General features: G+C 62.9%; 13 protein-coding genes. 9 read left to right on the forward strand and 4 right to left on the reverse strand.

The genetic code is table 11. The features are described 5' to 3' along the window. The first annotated feature begins 128 nt into the window (after positions 1–128). The 5 genes from ABDZ98_RS02850 to ABDZ98_RS02870 are packed head-to-tail and all read left to right on the forward strand — an operon-like array spanning position 129 to position 5,434. Complete coding sequence (locus ABDZ98_RS02850; RefSeq protein WP_160590302.1) at positions 129–1,064, forward strand: SMP-30/gluconolactonase/LRE family protein; 936 nt, start codon at positions 129–131, stop codon at positions 1,062–1,064. Further along, a complete protein-coding gene (locus ABDZ98_RS02855) occupies positions 1,061–1,765 on the forward strand; it encodes a nuclear transport factor 2 family protein (protein ID WP_160590300.1) in 705 nt (234 codons plus the stop codon). Before ABDZ98_RS02850 ends, ABDZ98_RS02855 begins: the two co-directional genes overlap by 4 nt. After that, positions 1,762–2,514: a nuclear transport factor 2 family protein gene (locus tag ABDZ98_RS02860; RefSeq protein WP_160590298.1), complete on the forward strand. Its 753-nt coding sequence runs from the start codon at positions 1,762–1,764 to the stop codon at positions 2,512–2,514. The genes ABDZ98_RS02855 and ABDZ98_RS02860 overlap by 4 nt, the downstream gene beginning before the upstream one ends. 2 nt (positions 2,515–2,516) lie before the next feature. Further along, positions 2,517–3,302 carry a nuclear transport factor 2 family protein gene (locus ABDZ98_RS02865; RefSeq protein ID WP_160590296.1) on the forward strand — a complete coding sequence of 262 codons (786 nt, stop codon included), beginning with the start codon at positions 2,517–2,519 and terminating at the stop codon, positions 3,300–3,302. 5 nt (positions 3,303–3,307) lie between these two features. Continuing rightward, a complete protein-coding gene (locus ABDZ98_RS02870) occupies positions 3,308–5,434 on the forward strand; it encodes a PQQ-dependent dehydrogenase, methanol/ethanol family (RefSeq protein ID WP_237437410.1) in 2,127 nt (708 codons plus the stop codon). Positions 5,435–5,524: 90 nt separating this feature from the next. On the opposite strand, the gene ABDZ98_RS02875 is transcribed toward ABDZ98_RS02870, so the two are convergent. The 4 genes from ABDZ98_RS02875 to ABDZ98_RS02890 form a co-directional block, all read right to left on the reverse strand. Further along, positions 5,525–8,575 (reverse strand): CHAT domain-containing protein, encoded by a 3,051-nt coding sequence (locus tag ABDZ98_RS02875; RefSeq protein WP_160590294.1) that lies wholly within the window; start codon positions 8,573–8,575, stop codon positions 5,525–5,527. Continuing rightward, entirely contained in the window at positions 8,565–13,799 is a 5,235-nt protein-coding gene (locus ABDZ98_RS02880; RefSeq protein ID WP_343805600.1) for a beta strand repeat-containing protein, read from the reverse strand. Before ABDZ98_RS02880 ends, ABDZ98_RS02875 begins: the two co-directional genes overlap by 11 nt. 10 nt (positions 13,800–13,809) lie before the next feature. Beyond that, positions 13,810–15,666, reverse strand: coding sequence for a ShlB/FhaC/HecB family hemolysin secretion/activation protein (locus ABDZ98_RS02885; RefSeq protein WP_337190197.1), 1,857 nt, complete (start codon positions 15,664–15,666; stop codon positions 13,810–13,812). 246 nt (positions 15,667–15,912) lie between these two features. Further along, a complete protein-coding gene (locus ABDZ98_RS02890) occupies positions 15,913–16,767 on the reverse strand; it encodes a tetratricopeptide repeat protein (RefSeq protein ID WP_160591798.1) in 855 nt (284 codons plus the stop codon). 206 nt (positions 16,768–16,973) lie between these two features. Here ABDZ98_RS02890 and ABDZ98_RS02895 point away from each other — a divergent pair, with 206 nt between their 5' ends. The 4 genes from ABDZ98_RS02895 to ABDZ98_RS02910 are packed head-to-tail and all read left to right on the forward strand — an operon-like array spanning position 16,974 to position 22,936. Beyond that, complete coding sequence (locus tag ABDZ98_RS02895) at positions 16,974–19,424, forward strand: NAD(P)-binding domain-containing protein (RefSeq protein ID WP_160591800.1); 2,451 nt, start codon at positions 16,974–16,976, stop codon at positions 19,422–19,424. Beyond that, the gene (locus tag ABDZ98_RS02900) at positions 19,424–20,284 is read left to right on the forward strand and encodes a hypothetical protein (protein WP_160591802.1); all 861 of its coding nucleotides are present in this window, start codon (positions 19,424–19,426) and stop codon (positions 20,282–20,284) included. The genes ABDZ98_RS02895 and ABDZ98_RS02900 overlap by 1 nt, the downstream gene beginning before the upstream one ends. An 8-nt stretch (positions 20,285–20,292) precedes the next feature. Continuing rightward, positions 20,293–22,026, forward strand: a complete 1,734-nt coding sequence (locus ABDZ98_RS02905; RefSeq protein WP_160591804.1) for a cytochrome c3 family protein — start codon at positions 20,293–20,295, stop codon at positions 22,024–22,026. Positions 22,027–22,081: 55 nt separating this feature from the next. Beyond that, positions 22,082–22,936 (forward strand): metallophosphoesterase, encoded by an 855-nt coding sequence (locus ABDZ98_RS02910; RefSeq protein ID WP_160591806.1) that lies wholly within the window; start codon positions 22,082–22,084, stop codon positions 22,934–22,936. Positions 22,937–22,969 lie beyond the last annotated feature (33 nt).

The raw sequence follows: 22,969 nt of genomic DNA on the forward strand, positions 1-22,969 counted from the left end.
TTACTCTAATTCTAGCCAAGGTTATCTTGCAGCAACGCCCCAGCATCCTATGGTATAGGCACAGCGCAAGGGAAGGCGCTTTGTTGGGGGATGGAATGGTGAGAGGGAACAGGCGCAATTGCTGCGCCATGGCACTGACCGCGCTGGCGCTGGCCGCCTGTGCGCAGGAAGATGCGCAGACCGGCGACCAGCCTGCGATTGAAACCATCACGCTGGAAGGCGAGCGGCTCTTTCCCGAAAGCATAACCTCCGATGCAGATGGCATCATCTATGCGGGCAGCAATCGCGGGGCGATCTACCGCATCGAACCGGGCAGCGCGACAGGCTCTGTCTGGATCGCGCCCGATGCGCAGAACGGCCTGCTTTCGGTATTTGGCGTGCTGGCAGACGATACCCGCGGCTGGCTGTGGGTCTGCTCCAATCCCGCGATGGGAGAGGATGGATCGTCGGCGGTAAAGACCTTTGCGCTGGCCGATGGCTCGCTTGTCGCCAGCCACCCCTTTCCTGCCGATGCCGGGCCGGTGCTGTGCAATGACATGGCGGTTGCCGGAAATGGCGACCTGTATGCAACGGACACGATCGGCGGGCGGATATTCAAGCTGGCCGCTGGCGGGGAGGCGCTGGACTATTGGGCGGCTGATCCTGAATTTGGCGGGATTGACGGGATCGCCTTTGCGGAAAGCGGCGCGCTCTATGTCAATTCGGTCCAGCGTCACACGTTGATGCAGGTGGGGGTCGAAGACAACGGCCTGTTCGATACCGTCACCGTGCTGGAAACATCGCAGCCGATGGAAGGGCCGGACGGCCTGCGCCCGCTGGGCGGCAATCGCTTCCTGCAGACAGAGGGGCCGGGCGGCAAAGTCACCGTGGTCACTATCGATGGCACCGCTGCACAGATTGACGTGATCGCGCAGGGGATCGATTATCCGTCATCCGCCACGGCGGTGAACGGGCGCGCCTGGTATCCGGTCGGCAAGATCACTTACCTGTTCGATCCCGCGCTCAGGGAGCAGGACCCTGGTCCTTTTACAATCGAGTCCACCCCAATTCCGGAGGCCGAATGAGAACGCTCGCCCTTATTGCCGCCGCCAGCATGGCGGCCATGCCCGCCACCGCGCAGGCGCAAATGTCCGACGCGCAAGTCGTTGCCGAGGTTGAGGCGCTGACCAGCCGGGTCGAGAAGCTGGAAGGCGTGCGCGCCATCAAGAACCTGCAGCGCGCCTTTGCCTATTACGTCGATCGCGGCCTGTGGAATGAGGCCGCCGCTCTGTTTGCAGATGACGGCACGATCGAGCTGGGCATTGACGGGGTCTATGCCGGGCCGGAGCGGATCGGCGAATATCTGCGCCGCCTTCATGGCGGGCAGGAAGGGCTGATCTACGGCCAGCTCAACGAATGGGTCACGCTGCAACCGGCGATCACCGTGGCCGACGATGCCCGCAGCGCCACCGCGCGCTGGCGCGATCTGGGGATGCTGGGGCAATATCACGAACATGCCGAATGGCGCGATGGCGTGTATGAAAACGCCTATGTGCGCGAAGGCGGCGTGTGGAAGATCAGCCGTATCCATCTCTATGTGAATTTCGTGGTACCCTATGCCCGGGGATGGGCACGACTGAATGAAGGGGAGGGGCTGGTGCGCAGCCAGACATCGCTGGACTATCCGCCCGATCGCGGCCCCAGCGCCGATTATCAGGGCTTCCCCGCCGTGCAGATCCCGCCCTTCCAGGCACCCCATCCCGTGACCGGGAGGCCGGTCGAATGATCCGTCTTGCAATCACCGGCGCACTGACGCTGGCCATCGCAGCTCCCGCCGCATCCCAATCCGCCGCATCCCAATCCGCCGCAGCCCAATCTGCTCAGGCTCAATCGACCGGGCAGCGGCTGGCCGATTATCGCCAGCGGGTGGAGCGGCTGGAGGACCAGCAGGCCATCGAAGTGCTGCAGGCCAGCTATGGCTATTATTTCGACAAGGGCATGTGGAGCGAGGTGGCGCAGCTTTTCGCCCGCAATGGCCGTTTCGAATATGGCCAGCGCGGCGTCTATATCGGCCGCCAGCGGATTGAACGCGCGCTGCTGCTGTTCGGGCCGGAGCGGCTCGCCCCCGGCCATCTCAACAATCACATGCAATTGCAGGCGGTGATCAACGTGGCCGATGATGGCCAGACGGCTACCGCGCGCTGGCAGGGCATGATCATGCTGTCGCAGCCCGGCGCCAATGGCATCTGGGGCGTGGGCCTTTACGAGAATGACTATGTGAAGGAAGGCGGCGTGTGGAAGATTGCCGAGCTGCACTTCTACCTCACCGCCCGGACCGATTATGATGCCGGCTGGACCCGCTCGGCCATTCCCGCTGATGGCCCAAGCGCATTGTTCCCGCCCGATGAACCGCCCAGCGAGGTCTATCGCAGTTTTCCGTCCAACTACATTCCGCCATTCAGCTTTCCGCACCCTGTGACCGGTGAGCCGATAGAGGTGGTGCAGCCGCGCGATGATATCGCGGGGAGGGAATGATGATGAAAAAGGCACTTCTTGCAGCCGCCGCACTGGCAATTCTCGCCTCCACTCCCGCCGCCGCGCAGGACGTGGATGCCATGCTCGATGAACTCGACGCCCGCATCACCCGGCTGGAGGACATGAACGATATCGAGCGGGTGCAGCGCACCTATGGCTATTTCGTCGACAAGGGCCAGTGGACGCTGCTGAGCCAGCTGTTCACCGAAGACGCCACGCTGGAGATCGGCGGCAAGGGCATCTTCGTGGGCCGCGACCGCGTGCTGGAATATATGCAGACCGCGTTCGGCCCGGACGGCGCCAATATCGGCCTGCTGACCAATCACATGCAGTTTCAGCCGATCGTCAATGTTTCGCCCGATGGCACCACCGGCTGGATCCGCAGCCGCGCCTTCGTGATGGCCAGCAGCGGGTGGGGCCTGCCGCTGTACGAGGACGAGTTTGAAAAGGGCGAGGACGGCATCTGGCGCATGAGCCGCCTGACCGGGCCTTTCACCATGTACACAAACTGGCAGGGGTGGGGCGAAAACGCGCTCAACAACACCTGGCCGGACAAGTTCAATCCGCCGCCGGACCTGCCGCCCAGCACGGTCTATCTGACCTATCCCGCCTATTACATCATCCCCTTCCACTACCCCAACCCGGTGACGGGGGAGGCGATGGTGCCCGATGTGGCGACGGTTGGCGCATACCACCGCCCGCCCGGAACGGCAGAGCAGATAGAGAGCCTGACAGTGGGCCGTCAGGCTGACGGGACACAACCCATTGCGCTTCCGCCACAGGATTGAGAGAAATGAAGACGACACGCAAATCAGCCCTGCTGGCAGGGATTGCACCCGCGCTGGCGATGGCTCTGGCCAGCTGCACCGCGACCAGCGCCCCTCCCGCAGCGAATCTGGCGGCGGCACCTGCCAACATCGACCCGCTGGCCAACCCTGCGCCGGGCGAATGGATCAGCGACGGGCGCGATTATACCGCCCAGCGCTATAGCCCACTGACGCAGATCAACGCATCCAATGTCGGCCAGCTTGGCCTCGCCTGGTATGACGATCTGGATACCTATCGCGGGGTGGAGGCGACGCCGCTCTATGCTGACGGCGTGCTCTACAACACGCTCTCGTGGAATATCACCACCGCCTATGATGCGCGCACGGGCGAAGTGCTGTGGACATACGATCCGCACACGCCGCGCGAATTTGGCCGCCTTGCCTGTTGCGAGCCGGTCAGTCGCGGCCTTGCCATGTCGGGCAACAAGGTGATCATCGCCACGCTGGACGGGCGGCTGATCGCGCTGGACAAGGATATCGGCGAGGAACTGTGGTCCACCCGCACGTTCGAGCTGGACAGCGGCTTTGCCTATTCGATCACCGGCGCGCCGCGCGTGTTTGGGGACAAGGTGGTTGTCGGCCAGTCCGGCGGCGATCTGGGCGTGCGCGGTTTCGTGTCTGCCTATGATGTCGAAACAGGCGAAAAGGCGTGGAAGTTCTTCCTCACCCCCGGCGATCCTGCGAACGGCCCCGATGGCGAGGCGTCCGATCCGGTGATGGCGATGGTCCGCCAGACCTGGTCCGAGGAAGGCATGTGGAAGACACTGGGCGGCGGGGCCAATCCGTGGGATTCGATCGCTTACGATCCGGAGCTCAACCTGGTCTATGTCGGCACCGGCAATTCGGTCCCGCATGCGCGCTTTTACCGGTCCAACAATGAGGGCGATAACCTCTTCGTCTGCTCGATCGTGGCGCTGGATGCCACCACCGGTGCCTATCGCTGGCACTATCAGATGAACCCGGGTGAGGAGTGGGACTGGACCTGCACCTCCTCCATCATCAGCGCCGATCTGGAGATCGATGGCCGTCAGCGGCAGGTGCTGATGCAGGCCCCCAAGAATGGCTTCTTCTACGTGCTCGACCGGGCGACGGGGGAATTCATCAGTGCAGGCGCGCATGTCTATCAGAACTGGAATGCCGGTTTTGATGCCAACGGCCGCCCGATCACCACCGATCAGGTGCGCTATGGCGTTGATCCGCGGCTGGTCGCGCCGGGGCCGGGCGGGGCGCATAACTGGTTCCCCATGGCCTTCAGCCCGCGCACGGGCCTGGCCTATTTCCCCGCCTATCAGTCTGCCTTCGTCTATGCGTTGCAGCCTGGCTGGACGCCGCAGCCGATGCGCTCAAACTCCGGCTGGGGCGGCTATACCGGAGAGGCCGGGCGCATTCGCGGGGAGCTGATGGCGCAGGCCAATGAGATCGAGAAGGCGTGGCTGACCGCCTATGATCCGGTCAACCAGCGGATCGCCTGGCAGGTGCCCCTGCCGCGCCATGGCAATGGCGGGGTGATGGTGACCGCGACCGATGTCGTGTTCGAAGGCACCACCAACCAGACCTTCGCCGCCTTCGATGCGCGCAACGGGTCGGTGCTGTGGGAATATCCCACGCAAAGTGCGCCGGTGGCAGGTTCCATCACCTATGAGCTGGACGGCGTGCAATATATCGCCGTCAATGCCGGCTGGGGCGGCGGCGCTGCCCAGATCGAGCGCGGGGCGGGCATTGAAATGCCGCGCGCACCTGCCCGCCTGCTGGTGTTCAAACTGGGGGGGAATGTCGCCCTGCCGCCGCTGCCTGCGCAGGCCTCCGCTCCGCCCGAACCGCCCGCCTTGCGCGCATCGGAGGAGATTGTCCGCCGGGGCGCGGAGCTGTTCGCCCAGACCTGCTCTGTCTGCCACGGACAGAACGCCATCGGCGGTGTGGCAGACCTGCGGCACATGGACCGGGAGACGCATGGCAAGTTCAACCAGATCGTGCTGGAGGGGCTGTACCTCGACAAGGGCATGGGCCGTTTTGACGATATCCTGGATCAGGAACAGGCCGATGCGATCCACAATTACCTGATCGCGCGCGCCAATGAGGATTGGGGCCGGTAGGTTTCAACAACCCTGAATCAGCACACCTGGATCAGAAAGGGCGGCCCCGTGAGGAGCCGCCCTTTTTGTTGGCGCGAGGCTTGTCGGGGCTTAGCGGCGAACGGGGATGGACCCGTCACCCACCACGGCAAAGGCAGACCAGTAGAACGGGTGCGAGGTATCCGCATCGTCCATCAGGCTCAGCTGCGACTGGCGTAGGGCCTCTGTCGTCGAGACGCCGGAATTGGCGTGGAAGAAGCCGGATATCAGCCTGCCCGTTGCCCCATAATCATCGGGTACCGGCCAGTGGCTGGCCACCACCGTGCGTCCGCCAGCGCCAACGAAGGCGCGCACCAGTCCGTCCAGCGCGAAATCGCCGCCGGTGGCAACGCCTGCTTCACGCGATGCGGTGAGGCCGCCGACGCTGGCCGTGTTGCAGGCTGACAGGATCACCAGATCGGCATCGAGCCGCAGATCGAATATCTCCGCAAAGGACAGCAGGCCGTCTGAATCCCCGTCACCGAAGGAGGTGAGCAGGGCCGGACGCGGCGGGCAATCCGCCTCTGGCGAGGTGACCAGTCCGTGCGTGGCGAAGTGGATGATGCGATATTCGTCGAGGTCGGTCATGGCGCGCAGATGCGTGTCGGTGAACTCGCCTTCGGTCAGGATCGAAACGCCCGATCCACCTTCCTGCAATATGCTTCCCGCAGTGCGCAGCTCCGTCGCCTGGATCGGATTGCCCCATGTCAGGGGGGACCACGTGCAGCGCTCTCCGGCAATGCCGCTGCGCGTGCCGCTTGCCTGCGTCAGACCCTCTGCCAGAGGCAGGTTCTGCCCCAGGCCGAGATATTCGCCGGTCGCATCCGAGGCGCGCGCGCCGCGCACATCGCGGAAGGATGAAGGCGAAACCGCCGTGGTGATCTGCATGGCGCGTCCCAGCCAGGCCGTGCCCCTGAAATCATAGGGATCGGCAGCGGGGTCCTCCACGCGGGCGGCATAGGTAGCCACGCTGGCATCATCCATCACCAGCAGGTTTGCGGGCAGGCGCAGCATGGCGCCATCGGGCTCGAAAACCAGCTCGGTCACATTGGCCAGATTGGCATCAACCGGGCCGAAAATCGCCTTGTACAGATCGCGCGCGGTGGCGATTTCGAAGGGATAGGTGATGGTCTGGCCCGCTTCCTCAATGGCGATCGAATCGCGCAACCTGTCCACCATCACGCCAATGTCATCAGCCGATGCGGCAACCGGATAGGCTGTGGCAACGCCCTTCTGGGCATAGATGGCATAGACATCATCACCCAGCATCACGAGCTTGAGATAGGCCTCGCCGTCGTGCAGCACGTCCTGCAGATCGCCCAGTTCCATCCTGTCATCGCTGACAACGCGGTAACGCGGATAGGCGGCAAGCTGCTGCTGCACGCCCAGCTGAAGCTGGCGCAGCTGGTCCAGCTGTTCACGCTTTGCCGCCAGATCGGCGGCAGCGCCGGGAGTGGCTTCAGGCACCAGCGCGGCCTGCGCCACATTGCCCCGCATCACTTCGATTGCGCGGTTGAGGTTGAGCGCCTGGCGGAACAGCTGCGATGCCTCATCGCTGCCGGCCGAAAGTTCTCTGGCGAGCACCGCCTGCGTCTGGGCCAGGCCCGGCCGCAGCAGCAACTGGCTGGCCGCGAACATGTCGGCGGCGGCCTGTTCATTGCCTGCGCGCTTGCCCAGAATCTCGAAATAGGGCGCCAGCTGGCTGCGCAGCGACGATGCGGGCTTGCTGTCGGCATTGGATACAAGCTGGCGATAGACGCTGATCGCCTCGTCCTCGCGGCCCGTTCTTGCCAGCAGGCCGGCCAGCTGGGCGCGGGCGCTGAGCAGGGCGGGCGAGCCGGGATAATTGCTTTCCAGCACGTTCACGGCCTGCAGATGCAGGTCTTCCGCGCCAGCCAGATTGCCGCGCCTTTCCTCAATCTCGGCCAGCTCCGCCAGGATTTGCGCGCGCAGCCACAGGATCGATACAACCCGCCCGTCACGCACGGCGACGATATCCGATTGAGCAGAAAGAAGCGCCGCCTGAGCGGCATCGATCTGGCCCATCTGGCGCAGCGCCGATGCGCGCAGATATCTGGATTGCCCATCCAGCAATTGCGCCCGTTCCAGCAGGGAAAGATTGCTGGCGACACCCGCAATGGCATTGCCCTGTTCGGCAGAAAGTCGTTCTGACAAGGCATTGTCGATCTGCAATTGCAGCGTTGCGTCCAGGCTCTCGGTCAGTTCCGGCAGCGGCGTATCGAGGATCTGGATGACCTCGACGGCGCGCCCTCGGTTGAGCGCGTCCACAGCCTGGAAATTGCGCGCCAGGCGGGCAAGGATCGGGTCATTGGCAGCCTGCGGGGCTGCCTGAAGGAACAGCGTCCCGGCTTCGCGGAAATTGCCCAGGTTCGATTGTTGCAGCGCGGCGTTCAGCAGCGCCTCTGTCGCACTATTGCCCTGCAATGCGCTGGCCGATGCGGTGAAGAATTCAGCCGCTTCGGCAAAATTGCCGGCGTTTGAGCGGCGATAGGCCTCGTTCAGGGCGATTTCTGCGGAGATCGCCTCCGCCTGCGCGCGGGCGAAGGCCTGCGAGCCGCCAGCCTGCGTCAAGGGAACGTCAACCGTTCCATCCACCAGCCTGTCTGTCGCAAGCGTGGACAGGCCAATGCGCAGCGCATCGTCATAAACTGCCAGCCCGCTTGCCGCATAGGTGCGATTGCCCGCACTGCCGACGATCACCATCCGCTCGATACCCGTATCGGGTGCCGAACAGAGATAGCCTCGGGTGCCGGAAAGCCCCAGCGGCCGCTCACCGATGTCGCCATCGCGGCACTGCGCATCGGCGCTGGTTACCCTGGCATAGGCGGCATCCATGTCGCTGCTGCCAAGGACCTGCAGCATGCCGACCGGTGCGGCGGCATCACGGCAGATGATGAGGTAGCGCCGGTCAAACAGCCCTTCGCCCGCGCGGGGTGACTGAATCTGGGCTTCACACAATCCGTTGGACCCGATCGGCACTGAATCGCGCAGGCCGACCGAGCCGCCCTGCTGGGCCGCTGCGGGACATGTGGCGATCGCCAGCCCCATTGCCGAGGCAAGCGGAAGAGCGAGCTTGCGCATCGAAAATCTCTCAATCTTCATCTTGCTCTTCCTCATCTTCGTCGCCCTTCCAGGCGTTGGTGGCACTGTCGCCACCGCTGGTCACAGCATCGGTCACGAGGCCCTGTTCGGACACCGCTGGCGGGTTGAACATCTTCGGGAAATCCATCCCGAAACTTGTCTCCGTATCGGCTTCCTCCACCAGTGCGGCAGCGGCGGTAGTCACCTCATCCGGCAGCTCGACATAAGTCGAACTGGTCAGCTGCGGCTCAATCACCGGCACCTCTGGAACCACTGGCGGCTCCACGATCACCGGCGGCGGCGGTGGTGGCGGCGGCGGTGGCGGTGGCGGCGGCGGTGGCGGCGGAGGCGGCGGAGGTGGTGGCGGCGGAGGAGGCGGCGGCGGCGTTACTACGGGCGGAGGTGGAGGCGGCGGCGTTACTACGGGCGGAGGTGGAGGCGGCGGCGTTACCACGGGCGGAGGTGGAGGCGGTGGCGGCGGTGCAACGCAGCTGTTGTTCACGATATCGCAGTCATTGAAGGTCGAACCTGGTGTGAACTCATTGACCACATCAGTGCCGAAATCGACCAGGGCAAAGAAGTCATCATTGGTCACCAGCGTGCCACTGCCCAGGTCCTGCATGCCATAGGCGATGGTGCGCATCGTGGTGGCCATTGAATCCGAGAACTGGCGAATGGTCAATCCGCCCGGGCCGACAAGAATGCCGCCGAGCGTGCCGGCAGCGCCGGTATTCTGCATCAATATGTGGCTGTCTGCTTCCAGGCTGACGGTGTTGGCGGACAGGTAATTGGTTACCACGCTGGCACCGCCATCATCGCCCAGTACAAGGGCAAGAGCCGGATCATCGGGATTTGCCCGGATGCCCGGCAACACGTCACCGGTGGCAGCAAACAGCTGTTCGCCGAACATGTAGACGGTGCCGGTATATGCGAAACCGCTGACTGCCCCATTGTCCATTGTGATGGAGCCGGTCGGCAGTTCGATCGTCAGTTCGCCCAGGGCATAAAGGTTCAGCTGATCGGTAAAGTCGGCCGATGTGTAGTGCAGCGCGCCGACAATGCCCATCGAACCATCGCTGAAGATGCTGAGAGAGCTGATACCGCTATCCAGCGATCCGAGGATTGTCAGATCGCGCAGCTGGACATCATAAGTGTCCCCGCCGGTGGTGGCCGCACCGAAGAAGCTGATGTTGTCCCCTTCAATCGCTTCGGATTCAGCCTGGGTGATCGTGTAACCGGGGCCAGAAATCGTTCCGCCGATGATCGCCGAACTGCTGGTGTTGGTGGAGGTGAACGAAAGCGTTGGCGCGCCAAAACTCGTATTGGGCAGGATGTCGATGTCATTCGACGTGAAGCTCAGGCTCAGCGAGCCGAATGTTGGCGTGACATCGCTGTCACCACTGATGGTGATCAGACCACTGGATGTGAAATCGAATGAGGCAGACAGCGAAGACGGGCTGGTCCCGCCCACGATCAGTCCGCCTGTCGTTGTCTGGAACAGCAATGGCCCGTTGGCATTGATCACGGCGGTATTCAGGATCTGGATTTGCCCGTTCTGAGCGCTGAGGCCTGATTGTCCGCTACTGCCAAGACCAACCGAGGTGAGCGCATCGGCGACAAAATCATCGGCGCTGATCACGCCGCCGCTCAGCGCATCGAGGAAGAATGTTCCGCTGCTGGAGGACGTTCCCCCGAAAGCCGAAGTCTCGAAATCGATCAGTGCACTGCCGATCACAGTGCCAATTCCGTTCGCCTGCACCTGCACAACGCCGCCAATGGCCGAACCATCAGGGGCGGTGGTTGCGTTCGAAGTCAGGGACAGATGGATGAGATCGACAGTCGCCGCGTTGCTGGCCGTCAATGATGCGCCGCCTGCGACCGCAGATCCGCCGCCTGAAAATCCGCCGGTGTCGGCACCGGCAGTGGCGGAGGACAGGATGGTGAGATCGCCACCCAGCAGGGACGCATTGTCAATCTGAACATCGGCGTTGCCAGCGATGGCATTGCCGCCCTGGGTTACGCCGGTGCCGCCCAGCGCCGTGCTTTCAAAAGTCAGGCTGGTGCCATCGAGGATTTGCACAGTGCCCAGGTTCTGACCCAGGCCTGCGGCCAGTCCGGCTGTGGCCGTGCCGCCGGTGTCACCGTCGCCGCCGACCGCCAGCGATCTGGCGATTGACGTGCCAAGCAGGTCGATCGTCCCGCCGTTGGCAGTAAACCTGACTGCGCCGCTGGTGGCATTGCCCCCGGCAGCTGTGCCGCTGCCTTCACCGCCAAGGGCGCTGTCGGAAAGGGAAATCTCGCCATCGAGCAGGGAACTGGGACCGGCGAAAACCACCGAACCTGTTCCGGCAGTCACATTGCCGCCGGTAATGTTGAAGCCGGAATTGATGCTGTCCCCGCCCGAGGTCAGGTTGCTGAGCGAAATCACGCCCGCCCCCAACGTGCCGCCGCTGGTGGCCTGGAGGGTGACATCGCCGCCCACCGCATTGCCGCCACTGCCGCCATCGACGTTGGAGCCGCCACCGGTCGCGCTGATGCTGATGAGCGAAGGTATCGTGTCAGACAGGTTCAGCGCGCCGGCGTTGACCGCCTCGACAGTTGCGCTGCCACCTTCGGCAAGGCCGCCAATGCCCGTTCCGCCATTGGTATCTCCGCCGATGGCTGAAGTGGTGACCAGGAAGCCGTTGAGCACATCCAGAGTGGAGCCAGTGCCGGTCGCCCTGAAGTGGGCACTACCACCCAATGCAGTATTGCCCTGGGCAAACGGCCCGGACCCGCCGAAGGCCTCGATGGTGGTGGTCACGGTGTTCATGGTTATGTCGCCGCCATTCCTGGCATCAACAAGGCTGGCACCGGCGGTGGCATCCCCTCCGGAAAATCCCGATGATTGCGTATTGCCGCCTGCCCCGCCAAGGGAAATATCCACCGTTGCCAGCGATGCATCGATCGTGCTGTTGTCGGCAGTGATCAGGATATTTTCGAACTCGGTCGCATTGCGGCTGCGGCCACCGTCGCCGCCGGTGGCATTGCCGCCGAATGACAGGGTACTGGCGGAAAGGCTGCTGTTGATCGTGAGGCTTGATCCACCGGTTGCAATAACACTCACCAGACCGGATCGGCCGTCACCTGCAACGCCATTGGTGGCGTCACCGCCCGTGGTTGTGGCGTCCATGATGACATCGGTGAGGCTGACCACCGCGCCGCTGGACAGGTTAATGCCGCTGTTGCCGCCTCTGGCTTCTCCGCCGGTAACGCCTGTGCCGCCAGTGGAATTGGCCTGAATCGTCAGCTCATTGTTGAGTGTAAGGTTGCCCTGGCTGCTGGCCGCAACTGTGGCCTGACCGCCAAATCCAATTCCACCGGTGCCATTTACCGCGTCACCGCCAAAACCATCGGCAGTCATCAAGGTGGTGCCGGTTATCGTCACACCCGGGCCATCAATCAGCGAGGACAGGGACACGGTCCCGCCCAGGCCATTGCCGCCAACAGGGCTGGCGCTGGCTGCACCGGCGCCATTGGCGATGAGCGTGGCATTGCCGCCAATCTGAAGCGATGATCCGTTGGACAGGCCGCCAACGAAGACCTGCACCGTTCCCCCGATGCCATCGCCAACAGGATTGCTGTCACCTGTGCCAAGCAGCGTTGCGGCATTGCCGCTGGCGCTGGCGCTGGCGTCCCCGGTAATCGTCAGCGTACCGAAATTCTGCGCGTCAATATAAGCCAAGCCGCCGCTGCCGCCGCCGCCGGAATTGAAGTTGCCGGGCCGCTGTGGTCCCAGGGCATTGGCATCAAGGAAGACCGAACCGTTGATCTGCACGTCGGCACTGTCGGAGTATAGCTCGGCCGATCCCGCCACGGCATCGCCAAATATCAGGGCGGCGCTGTCGTCACCCGGCGTTGCGTTGGCGCTGATGAAGACATCGCCGGTGATCGTAAGCGACCCGGCCGAATCCGCTCCCACAAGCGCCACTCCGCCATTGGCATTGAGCAGCAGGGGATCGGACACGGACGGAATCGAATTGCCGATCGTGCTGGCAGAAACGGTCACATCGCCAGTTATGTTGAAGACAGAATCGGCGCCGGAGACCACTTCGGCGTCATTGCGGGCATAGACGAACACATTGCCGGTGATGGTGGACAAGCCACCGCCTGCGGCAATCACCGCATAGTCTGAACTGTGGACCGAGATATCGCTGGTAATGGTGGCATTCTGGACAAAGATATCGCTCTGCTGATCGCTCTTGGTGGATGCGGTCGTCAGATCGTTCAGCACCTGCGTGCCGGAAACCTCATAGTTCGCGCTGAGGATGATTTCCCCGTTCTGGATCGATGCGCTGGCTGCAGGCAGGAAGCCCAGATTGCCCAGGAACAACATGTTGATCGGGTTCTGCTGGGCCTGGGCCACAGCATAGATCACATGGTTGTCGCCAGGTCCCAGACTGGAAGGTCCGGTGGTGGTTCCGTCATGGTAGATGGCATTGGCAACATTGGTGCCGGTGGGAATGACGATGTCGAACAGGCCGTTGGAGACGCCGAGGGTGACATCCTGTGCGGCGACATAGGCGACCGAGCCATTGATATCCGCCGTGCCGCTCATCACGATCTGCGGTGCCACGACTGCAAATACGCTGCCTTCTGCCGTGCCCGTGATCGTGGCGCCCGGGTCGATCTGGACGAGCGAGCTATCATTGCTCACACCATTCAGGTTCATCGAACCCGTGCCGGTCACGAACTGCTGGAAGGCAAGCGAGTCCGGCTGGATGGACGTGAGCAGCAGGCCGCCCACATCGAAAGTGGCATTGCTGCCAATGAGCAGGCCGGTGGAGGAATAGAAGGCCACAAAACCACCCGGTGAGGTGGCCAGCGAGATGTCCTGCAATTGCGAGATGACCGCGCCGTCAATCACCGTGATATTGGCATTGGGAGCCGGGAGAATGCGGTTGATAACGCCGAAATTGGTGGCGCCGGGAACCCCCTGGAAAATCGCCGTATTGCCGTTGGGCAGGAAGGTCAGCGCATTGCCCTGGCCATCGGTGAAGGGGACCCAGGTGATGACCGCATCCAGATCATCGACGGTGATCGTATCCACCCCCGGAACGTTGCGATCGAACGTCACATTGCCGTTGACTGAATCCGGGATGGCCTGGAACGCCTGGGCTGCCGCAGCGCGCGGATCAACGGTCAGCGCCAGTGCCAGCGCGGCGCCTGCACAGCTGCGCAGCAGCAGCGATTTTCTGTTGGTCATCTTCGTCATCCTAGAACCTCCAGGGCAGCAGGCGCCCGGTAATCGAGAAGAGCACGCGCACATCGCCGCGACTGGTCTGTGCATCGGTCTTCCGCAGCGGCACCGCTATTGAAAAATCACCCTGTACGCCGCGCCCCTGAGTGAAACGCAGGCCCGCGCCGATCGAGGACAGCCTGTCCGGATTGAGTGCCCTGATGCTGGGATCGCGATCCCACACGGTCACGGTATCGGTGAAGACATAGGGTTGCAGGGCAAAGCTGTTGAGACTGGCGGGTATCAGCGATCCGTACCGCAATTCCAGCGATGTACCGAAGCCACTGTCACCATTGACGCTGCCCGGATCATACCCGCGTCCGATCGAATAATTGCCTCCCGACATTTCCTCGAATGCAGGCAGGGGATCGCGGCTGAACTGGCCTTCCACGTCGAGCGCGATCGTCACCAGCGGAGCCGGGCGATATTCCATCTGCACTTCGCCGCGCAGCAGCATTGGCGTGGGATCCTGTTCGATCCGGCTGGGGACCCGGCCCGACGCCACACAGGCCAGCGGCGTGGTGCGGCAATCGTCATTGGCCTTCAATATGCTCAGGCCCTGGCGCAATTCCACATTGGCAGACAGGCGGGTGCGCGGTTCAAAAGGCGTATAGCCACCGCGCCGGGCGATGGAATCGAGGTCGGTTTCCACATAACCGATGCGCGCAAAGGCCGTACGCACGCGGTCGCGCGAAAGGTTCAGCGTGTTGATTTCCACATCCTGGTTCACAACGTCCACGCCAACGCTGCCGTAAACGGATCGCTGCTGGGTACGCAGGAAGGGATAGCTGGCGTGCAGATTGCCAAAGACGGTTTCCGATTTGACATCGAAACCGGCAATGCCGAGCGTGGGATGGGTCCACCCCAGCGTCAGATTGCCGCCCAGCGACAGCCCATCCGATCCCACCATGAAATCATGGCCCATCTGGATGGTGCGCTGTTCGGAGAAGTCATGCGAGGAATAGACCGCCAGCGTGGTGCGATCGCCCAGGCCGGTGAGGTCATATATCTCCGCCCGCAACAGTCCGCCAAACCGCCCGAGCGCGCTGGAGCCATAATTCTGGATATTGAAATCGACAGATGCCTTGCGCCGAAGCACGGCCACCTCGCCGATCAGATCACCGGGCGCTCCATTTGCGGCGGGGCGCAGCGCAAGGCGCACATCCAGGCCGGGAATGTCATCGGCCAGCAGCAGCGATCGTTCGGCATCTCTGGTGTTGAAGACCGGTTGCCCGACCAGCGGCTGGAGGTAGCTTGCCAGCAAGCCTTCTGACGGCCCGCCGTCGCCGCGCACGCGCAGCGCGGTCAGGCGGCCCAGTACCACGCGAAATTCCGCCGCGCCGCCGGTAAGGCGCTGTTCGGGAATTTCCACCGCGGCCAGATAGCCGGCATCGGTCAGCATCGCCGTTGCCTGCGCGCGAATGTCGCACAGCACAGAAATCGGCAGCTCGCGGCCAAGATAGGCCTGATAGGATGGTGCCAGATCAACGTCTGTCGCCAGTTCGGCACCGGTGAAGCTGACCTGGCTCAGCGTGACGCGGATATCGCCCAGATCGGGGTTGTCGAGCGCGCAGGGCGTGCGGGTCATTTCCCCGTCGATTGTCAGCGTGGTGCTGCGCCGCTGTTCGGGCTGGGCCTGCGGCGGAACCAGCTCATCCCTGGAAGGCGGTGCTGCCGGGTTGGCCTGCGCCAGCGCCTGCGCCGGCGAAATGCTGACAATCCCGGCGGCAAAGGCAAGGCCTGCTCCGAAAGCAAGAATGCGGGAATGGGAGCTTTGCTGCCCAGGCGAATCGATCCGATCAGCTGCGACCGACTCCTGCTGCCAATTTTTCACGTGTATTTGCCCGTCCTTCCCCAATGCGGTCACCCCGGACATGGGCCTGCGCCATGCAAGGCGCGGCCCACGCAAGAGCTCTATCGTGCAATCTGAAATGCGAACCCGGCCCCTATTTCCGGTAACACCCGCATCTATCACGCACGATTTTCGTGCGACCCCTTGCGGTTGTTTATGACCCTATCGCGGCAGGTAAGCAACGTCGCATTGCTGCGAAATGCCGGGAATCAGCCATTTCATTGGACTTCATTGGGCATTCTGGAGGCCAAGCGTCTCGGCAGCCTCCCGCAGCTGCGCACTCGCTGCCGGATTGGCCTGCAGTGCACTGCGATATGCGGTGCGCGCGGCGTCCTGCCGGTCCAGCGTGATGTAACTGCGCATCAGCATGATCCATCCATCGACATTGGAGGGATCGTCTTCCAGCCTTGCAGCCAGCCGGGCCACCATGCTTTCGGCCATATCCTGTTGCTGGCTGGGGGGTATCGACGATGCGGCGGAGAGCTGTTCCTGCGTCGGCCCCGGAATGCCTCCCATGGCGGTGGCGGTCTGCGCAGAGGGCGGCAGCAGGTCGCGCGTTCTGGAAGCCTGGACGATGCGATCACCCACTTCGATATCGCGCAAGGTGCCGACCTGTTCGATCGTGCGGACAAGGTCGTTCTCCCACGGCGCGCCGGGCGGCGTATCGGCCAGCAGGGCCAGCCAGTTTCCGATTGCGCCCTGATGATCGCCTGCCAGATCCTTTTCCACAGCCATGAAATAGCGTGCCCGCGGATCGCCAGAATCGATTTCCAGTGCCCGGCGGAAGGCCTGCAACGCCTCCTCGGGCAGCGGATCACCGGTGCTGGCCATCACCCGTGCTTCGCCCAGCGATGACCACAGAACGCTGGTATCGGGCGCGATTTCCACCGCCTTTTCATAGGCTTCGACAGCTTCGGGAAACATGTTGGAGGTGAAATAGGCAAAGGCCAGACGCTGCCATGCCTGCGCATCGTCGGGCGCATTTTCAGCTGCGGCGCGCAATTCCTCCAGCGACACCGGAACGGACATGTCCCCGGCTGCGGGATCGTCGCCGGAAAGCGCATCGCATGCATTGGAATACATGCGCCAACCCACGGCGGCAGCCAGGATCAGCGCTGCAAGCAAGGCAATGAATACGGGCCTGCGCCAGACAGCTGTGCGACTTTTTTCCAAAATGTCCCCCTGAAGTGAGTTTACTACGGCCAATATTGCCCATGTCACAAAAGCATCGCTTCGGCCTGTTTTCAATGCATGCGCTTTAGGGCATAAGCCGTTTTGGGGGGACAGGAATGGCAATTAGTCCAGACCGGGTTCAAGTGGCGATTGTTGGTTCCGGGCCAGCGGGTCTTAGTGCCGCGGCTCATGCCGCGCATCTGGGCATGACGCATGTCCTGATCGAAAAGACAGATCACCTCTCGGACACGATATTCAAATATCAGAAGGGCAAGCATGTGATGGCCACGCCATCCAACCTTGTCCTGCGCGCTGACCTGGATTTCGATGCCGGGAGCAGGGAGACCATTCTCGACATCTGGGACCGCCAGATCGAGGAGAACAAGGTGTCCGTCCGCTACAATGCGGAGGTCGCGGCGATCACTGGTGAAAAGGGCAATTTCACCATAGAAATCAAGGGGTCGGAACCGATCCTGGCGGAAAATGTGGTGCTTGCCATCGGCACCCAGGGCAACCCCAACCTGTTGCGGATTCCGGGCGGTGACCTGCCGCATATCCAGTATCAGCTGGACGACCCGGGTGAATATTTTGACGAACATATCACCGTCATCGGATCGGGCGATGCGGGCATTGAAAACGCTCTTGGCCTGGCTGCCGATGCGGCCCAGCGCAACCGTGTAACCATCCTCAATCGCGGCGATTCCTTCGCCCGCGCAAAGGGTGCGAACGTCAAATTGCTGGAAGAGGCGGAGGCCGATGGCCGCATTTCGGTGCGCCGCGAAACCTCCCCGTCCGAAGTGCGCGTGGGTGAGCTGGTGCTCGATACGCGCGATGGTGAGGAAGTGATTCGTTGCGACCGGATCATCGCCCGGACCGGCTCCAAGCCGCCGCGCGCCTTCGTGGAAGCCATCGGGGTGGCCTTCAGCAGCGAGGAGCGCGATGCCTTCCCGTCGCTGACGCCCACGTTCGAAACCACCAAGGACGGCATTTTCGTGATCGGTGCATTGGCTGGCTATCCGCTGATCAAGCACTGCATGAACCAGGGCTATGACGTGGTCGAATTCCTCAACGGGAATGTCGATCTCAAGCCCGCTGACCAGCCGATCCTGGAAGAGAAATTCGCCGGCCTGCCGGGGCGTCGCTCGGTTGAGGACTGGCTTGAGGTGATCGGCAGCAATGTCTCCATCTTCAAGGAGCTGTCGCCGCTGCAATTGCGCGAACTGATGCTCGATTCGCGGGTCCATTCCTATGCGCCGGGTGAAGTCGTGTTCACCCGTAACGAGCCGGGATCATCGATGTTCGCCATCGCCCAGGGTTCTGTTGCGGTGGAGGTCAATCCGGCCGATCCATCGATCACCGTGCCGATCGAGGAAGGATCGATCTTCGGCGAAGTGGGCCTGATTTCGGGCCGTCGCCGCGGCGCCACCATCCGCGCGGCAGAGCCGCTGGTGGCGGTTGAGCTGTCGCGCACGGCAGCGCTGAAACTGATCGCCACCGTGCCCAGCGCGGGCCGGGTGGTGAACCAGATCAGCATTGAGCGGCAATTGCTGCAAATGTTCGGATCGGGCCTGACGCGCGAAGACGTGGCGCCGCTGGTCGAAGCGGCCGAAGTGGTGGACGTGCGCGCCGGGCAGAAGGTTGTCGAGGAAGGCGCGGACGACAAGGATATCTATGTCATCCGGCGCGGCTCCATGATCGTGGAGAAGGATATCGGCGGCAAGCCGATCTTCCTCTCCTACCTCCCTGCCGGGTCCTATTTCGGTGAAATGGCGGTGATCGACGGATCGAAGCGATCCGCCACGGTGAAGGCGGCGATCAAATCACAGGTCGTGCGCTTCCCGGGTGAGCTGTTCAACGCCCTGCTCGATGCCAGACCCAGGGTGCGGGAACGCGCGCTGGCGGACATGGCCGGACGGCGAGAGACCAATGCCTTTGTCGAAGCGCGCAAGGACAGCTTCGGCTCGGCTGCGGACATGTATTCCGAAACCGCGCAATTCCTGATCGACAACGGCCTGGGTGAAGCCACCGACGTGCTGCTGATTGACGAGACATTGTGCGTCGGCTGCGACAATTGCGAAAAGGCCTGCGCCGACAGTCACGAGGGGCTATCGCGGCTCGACCGTGAAGCGGGGCGGACCTATGCCCATCTGCACGTGCCGACATCGTGCCGTCACTGCGAACATCCGCATTGCATGGCCGATTGCCCGCCCAATGCCATCAAGCGCGGCCCCGATGGCGAGGTGTTCATCGACGATACCTGCATCGGCTGCGGCAATTGCCAGCGCAATTGCCCCTACGGCGTGATCCGCATGGATGCCAAGCCGCCCAAGAAGCCGGGCCTGCTCAGCTGGCTGCTGTTCGGGGCCGGGCCGGGACCGGGTGAGGCGAGCTATGACTGGCGCAAGAAACATGCGCCCGCAGGCCAGGCCAAGCTGGCGATCAAATGCGACATGTGTCTGGGAATTGATGGCGGCCCGGCCTGCGTGCGCGCCTGCCCCACCGGCGCCGCCATTCGCGTTGCGCCGGAAAAATTCCTCTCCGTCACCAAGGAAGGGGGGCTCGACTGATGGCCAGCATCGCCGAAGACGAAAACCCGCGCCGCGAACGGCAGAGCGATCACGAAAGCTTCCTGTCGCACAAGCGCATGCGCTGGATGAAGATTGCGACCTTCATCAGCCTGGTGGCGATTGTCGGCTATATTTTCGCCGATGTGGAGCCGCGCCCCAATGGCGGCACCTGGTATGGCTATACGCTGGGCACCATCGGCGCCTTGCTGATCCTGTGGCTCACCCTGCTGGGAGTGCGCAAGCGGCGGATGAGCCCGGGCAAGTGGTCGCTCAAGGCGTGGACCAGCGCGCATGTCTATCTTGGCTTGTCGCTGATCGTGATTGCCACGCTGCATACCGGTTTCCAGTTCGGCTGGAACGTCCATACGCTGGCCTATGCGCTGATGATGGTGGTCATTCTGTCGGGAATTTACGGGATTTCGGTCTATGCGACCTTGCCCGCCAGCCTTTCCAACAACCGCCGCGAGATGACGCAGGCGCAGATGCTGGAAGCGGTGGCGGCGATCGATCGCCAGCTTGAAGCTGCCGCGCAGCCATTGGGCCGCGAAGATGCCGATCTGGTGATTGCCGCGCTGGAGCAGGACCCGTTCGATTTCGGCCTGCGCGCCCGCCTGTCCGGCAATTATCGCAATTGCCGCACCGAAGGGGCGCTGGCGCAATTGCCTGAAAATGGCGTTGATCCGGCCGAGCAGAAGGTGCTGTCCCTGCTGCGCAAGCGCAAGGCCCAGCTGGACCAGATCCGCCGCCACATGCGGATCAAGGCTCTGCTTGAAATCTGGCTATACGTGCATGTGCCGGTCACCATCGCGCTGCTTGGCGCGCTGACCGCGCATATTGTCAGCGTATTCTATTACTGGTGAGACGAAGCATGGATTTCCGCATTCGCAGCATCGATTTCACCGCCGCCGGTCGCGAGATCGTGCGTGAGCGTGAAGAGAGCGCTGACCAGATCACCATTGGCCGCGATTCCGGCAACACCATCCACCTGCCCGATCTGGCGGTGGAGCAGGAACATGTCCGCATCACCCAGTCTCCCGGCGGCTCGTTCAAGCTGGAAGCGGTCGGGACGCTGGGCTTCGCGGTGGACGGGCGGCATGTGCAGTCCGCCACCGTCAATGCCGACAAGGGGGCAGAGCTCAGCCTGGGGTCCAGTCGCCTGCAATTCAGCATGGAGGATGGCAAGCTTACCATCACCGTGCGCCAGGCCGAAGATGACGACGGCGGCGCGAAGGATCGCCTGCGCGGCTTCTCGCTGGCGGGAACGCTGCCGGGCAAGCGCGTCATGGCGTGGAGCGCGCTGGCTGCCATACTCGTGGCCTTCCTGGCGATACCGATCTTCACCCATCTTACCCGCGCCGATGAACGGCCCGAACTGGAAGGGGAAGGCGCAGTGCTGATGGATGCAAGCTGGCGCACCGGCGCCTTGTCCTCTGTCCATCACGGGCTGGAGGATAGCTGCGAATCCTGCCACGTCGAACCGTTCCAGGCGGTGACCGACCAGACCTGCCTGTCATGCCACGAAGGCATTGCCGATCACGCGGTTGCCGATCGCATGTCCGTGGGCATGCACCAGCCGGAGGGCGGCGAAGCCTTGCTGTGGGATATTGCCGAGGCTTTCGGCAAGCCCGGTCCCGGCGCCTGCACCGATTGCCATACAGAGCATGAAGGCGCCGGCCGGATGGAGCCGACCTCGCAGCAATTCTGTTCCGATTGCCATGATACGCTGGACAGCCGGCTGACCGATACGGCGCTGGGCAACGCCCGCGATTTCGGCACGCTGCATCCGCAGTTCAAGGCGATGGTCCTGCCCAACCAGAATGCTGCCGAGGCGGTGCGAGTGTCGCTCGCTTCCAATCCGATGGACTGGAATGGCCTGCGCTTCCCGCACGACATGCATCTGGAGGATGATGGCGGCGTGGCGCAGATGGCGCGGCGCCTCAGCGCCTCGGCTGGCTATGGCAACGTGCTGGAATGTTCCGACTGCCACACCCCCACCGCCGATGGCACGCGCTTCCTGCCGGTGAACATGGAGGAGGATTGCGAGAGCTGCCACAGCCTCGTCTATGACCGGGTGGGCACCACCTTCCGCACGCTCAGCCATGGCGATATCGATCAGGTGGAGGCAGACCTTGCCGCTGCCGACCGCACCCCGCGCCGCCCTGTTTCCACGGGCCGCCGCCGTCCCGGCGATTTTGCCGAGAATGGCATTTACTACGGCAATTTCACCAGCGTTTCACCCGCCGTCCTGCGCTCCACCGCGATGGATGAGGATGGGCTGTGCGGCGAATGTCACCTGCCCGGCAATCCGGCGGAAGGTACGCTGGCGGTCGCCCCTGTGACGCAGCGCAATCGCTATTTCATCCACGGCTGGTTCGATCACGCCGCCCACGTGCAGGAAGATTGCGCCAGCTGCCATGCCGCCAGCGGATCGTCCACGGCCACCGATCTGCTGCTGCCGAAGATGGAAACCTGCCGCGATTGCCACGAAGGTGAGGATTCTCTGACCGCGGACGTTCCGTCCAGCTGTGCAATGTGCCATTCCTATCACCCAAGAGAAGGCGCGGCGGCCGCTCCGCCACGTATTGCCGGCATCCTTCGTTGACGGGTGAACACTACAAAAGAGGCCGCACAGCGGTCCGTAACGGGAGGGCGCATCTATGCTGATCGCGCAATTGACGGATATTCATATCGGCTTTGAGCCAGAGGCCCGGCCGGAGGAGTTGAACCGTCAGCGGTTTCGCGCCACGCTGGACCGGTTGCTGAGCCAGCCCAACAAGCCGGACATGCTTATCTGTTCGGGCGATATCACCGATCGCGGTGATGCTGAATCCTTCGACAAGACGGCTGCGCTGCTGGCCGAATGTCCGTTTCCCGTCCACATGATGGTGGGCAATCACGATACGCGCGAAGGCTTGCTGCACGCCTTTCCCGCCACTCCGGTGTACGATGGCTTCATCCAGTACGCCTTTGAGCAGGACGGCCTGCTGGTGGTGATGCTCGATACGCTGGAGATCGGCCGTCATGCCGGTGCTTTTTGTGAGCGGCGGCGGGACTGGCTGCGCGCCACCCTGGAAGCCAAACGCTCCACGCCCACGGTGATCTTCATGCACCATCCGCCGGTAGTGGCGGGGATCGGCTGGATGGACCCGAATGAGGACGATCCGTGGATCCTCAACCTGGCCGCCGCGCTGGAGGGGATGGATCAGGTTCTGGCGATCCATTGCGGCCATCTGCACCGCCCGATCGTCACCAGTTTTCGCGGCATTCCGCTGGCGGTCACGCCGTCTGTCGCGCCGCTGGTGGCCATGGACCTGCGGCCTATCTCATCCGAAAAGCCCGATGCCCGCGCGCTGATTACCACCGAACCGCCCAGCTATGCACTGCACCGCTGGGAAGACGGCACGCTCGTCTCGCATTACGAGAAAGTGTGCGATTGGGATGTGCTGGCCTATTACAACCCGCACCTGCAGCCAATGATCCGCGAGATGGAGAAGGAACGTCTGGGGGGTTAAGGTTTGCCGCGCAGTGGCTTGCTGCCCATGTCG

Source organism: Alteraurantiacibacter aestuarii, assembly GCF_039523595.1.
In the GTDB taxonomy this organism is placed as follows: domain Bacteria; phylum Pseudomonadota; class Alphaproteobacteria; order Sphingomonadales; family Sphingomonadaceae; genus Alteraurantiacibacter; species Alteraurantiacibacter aestuarii.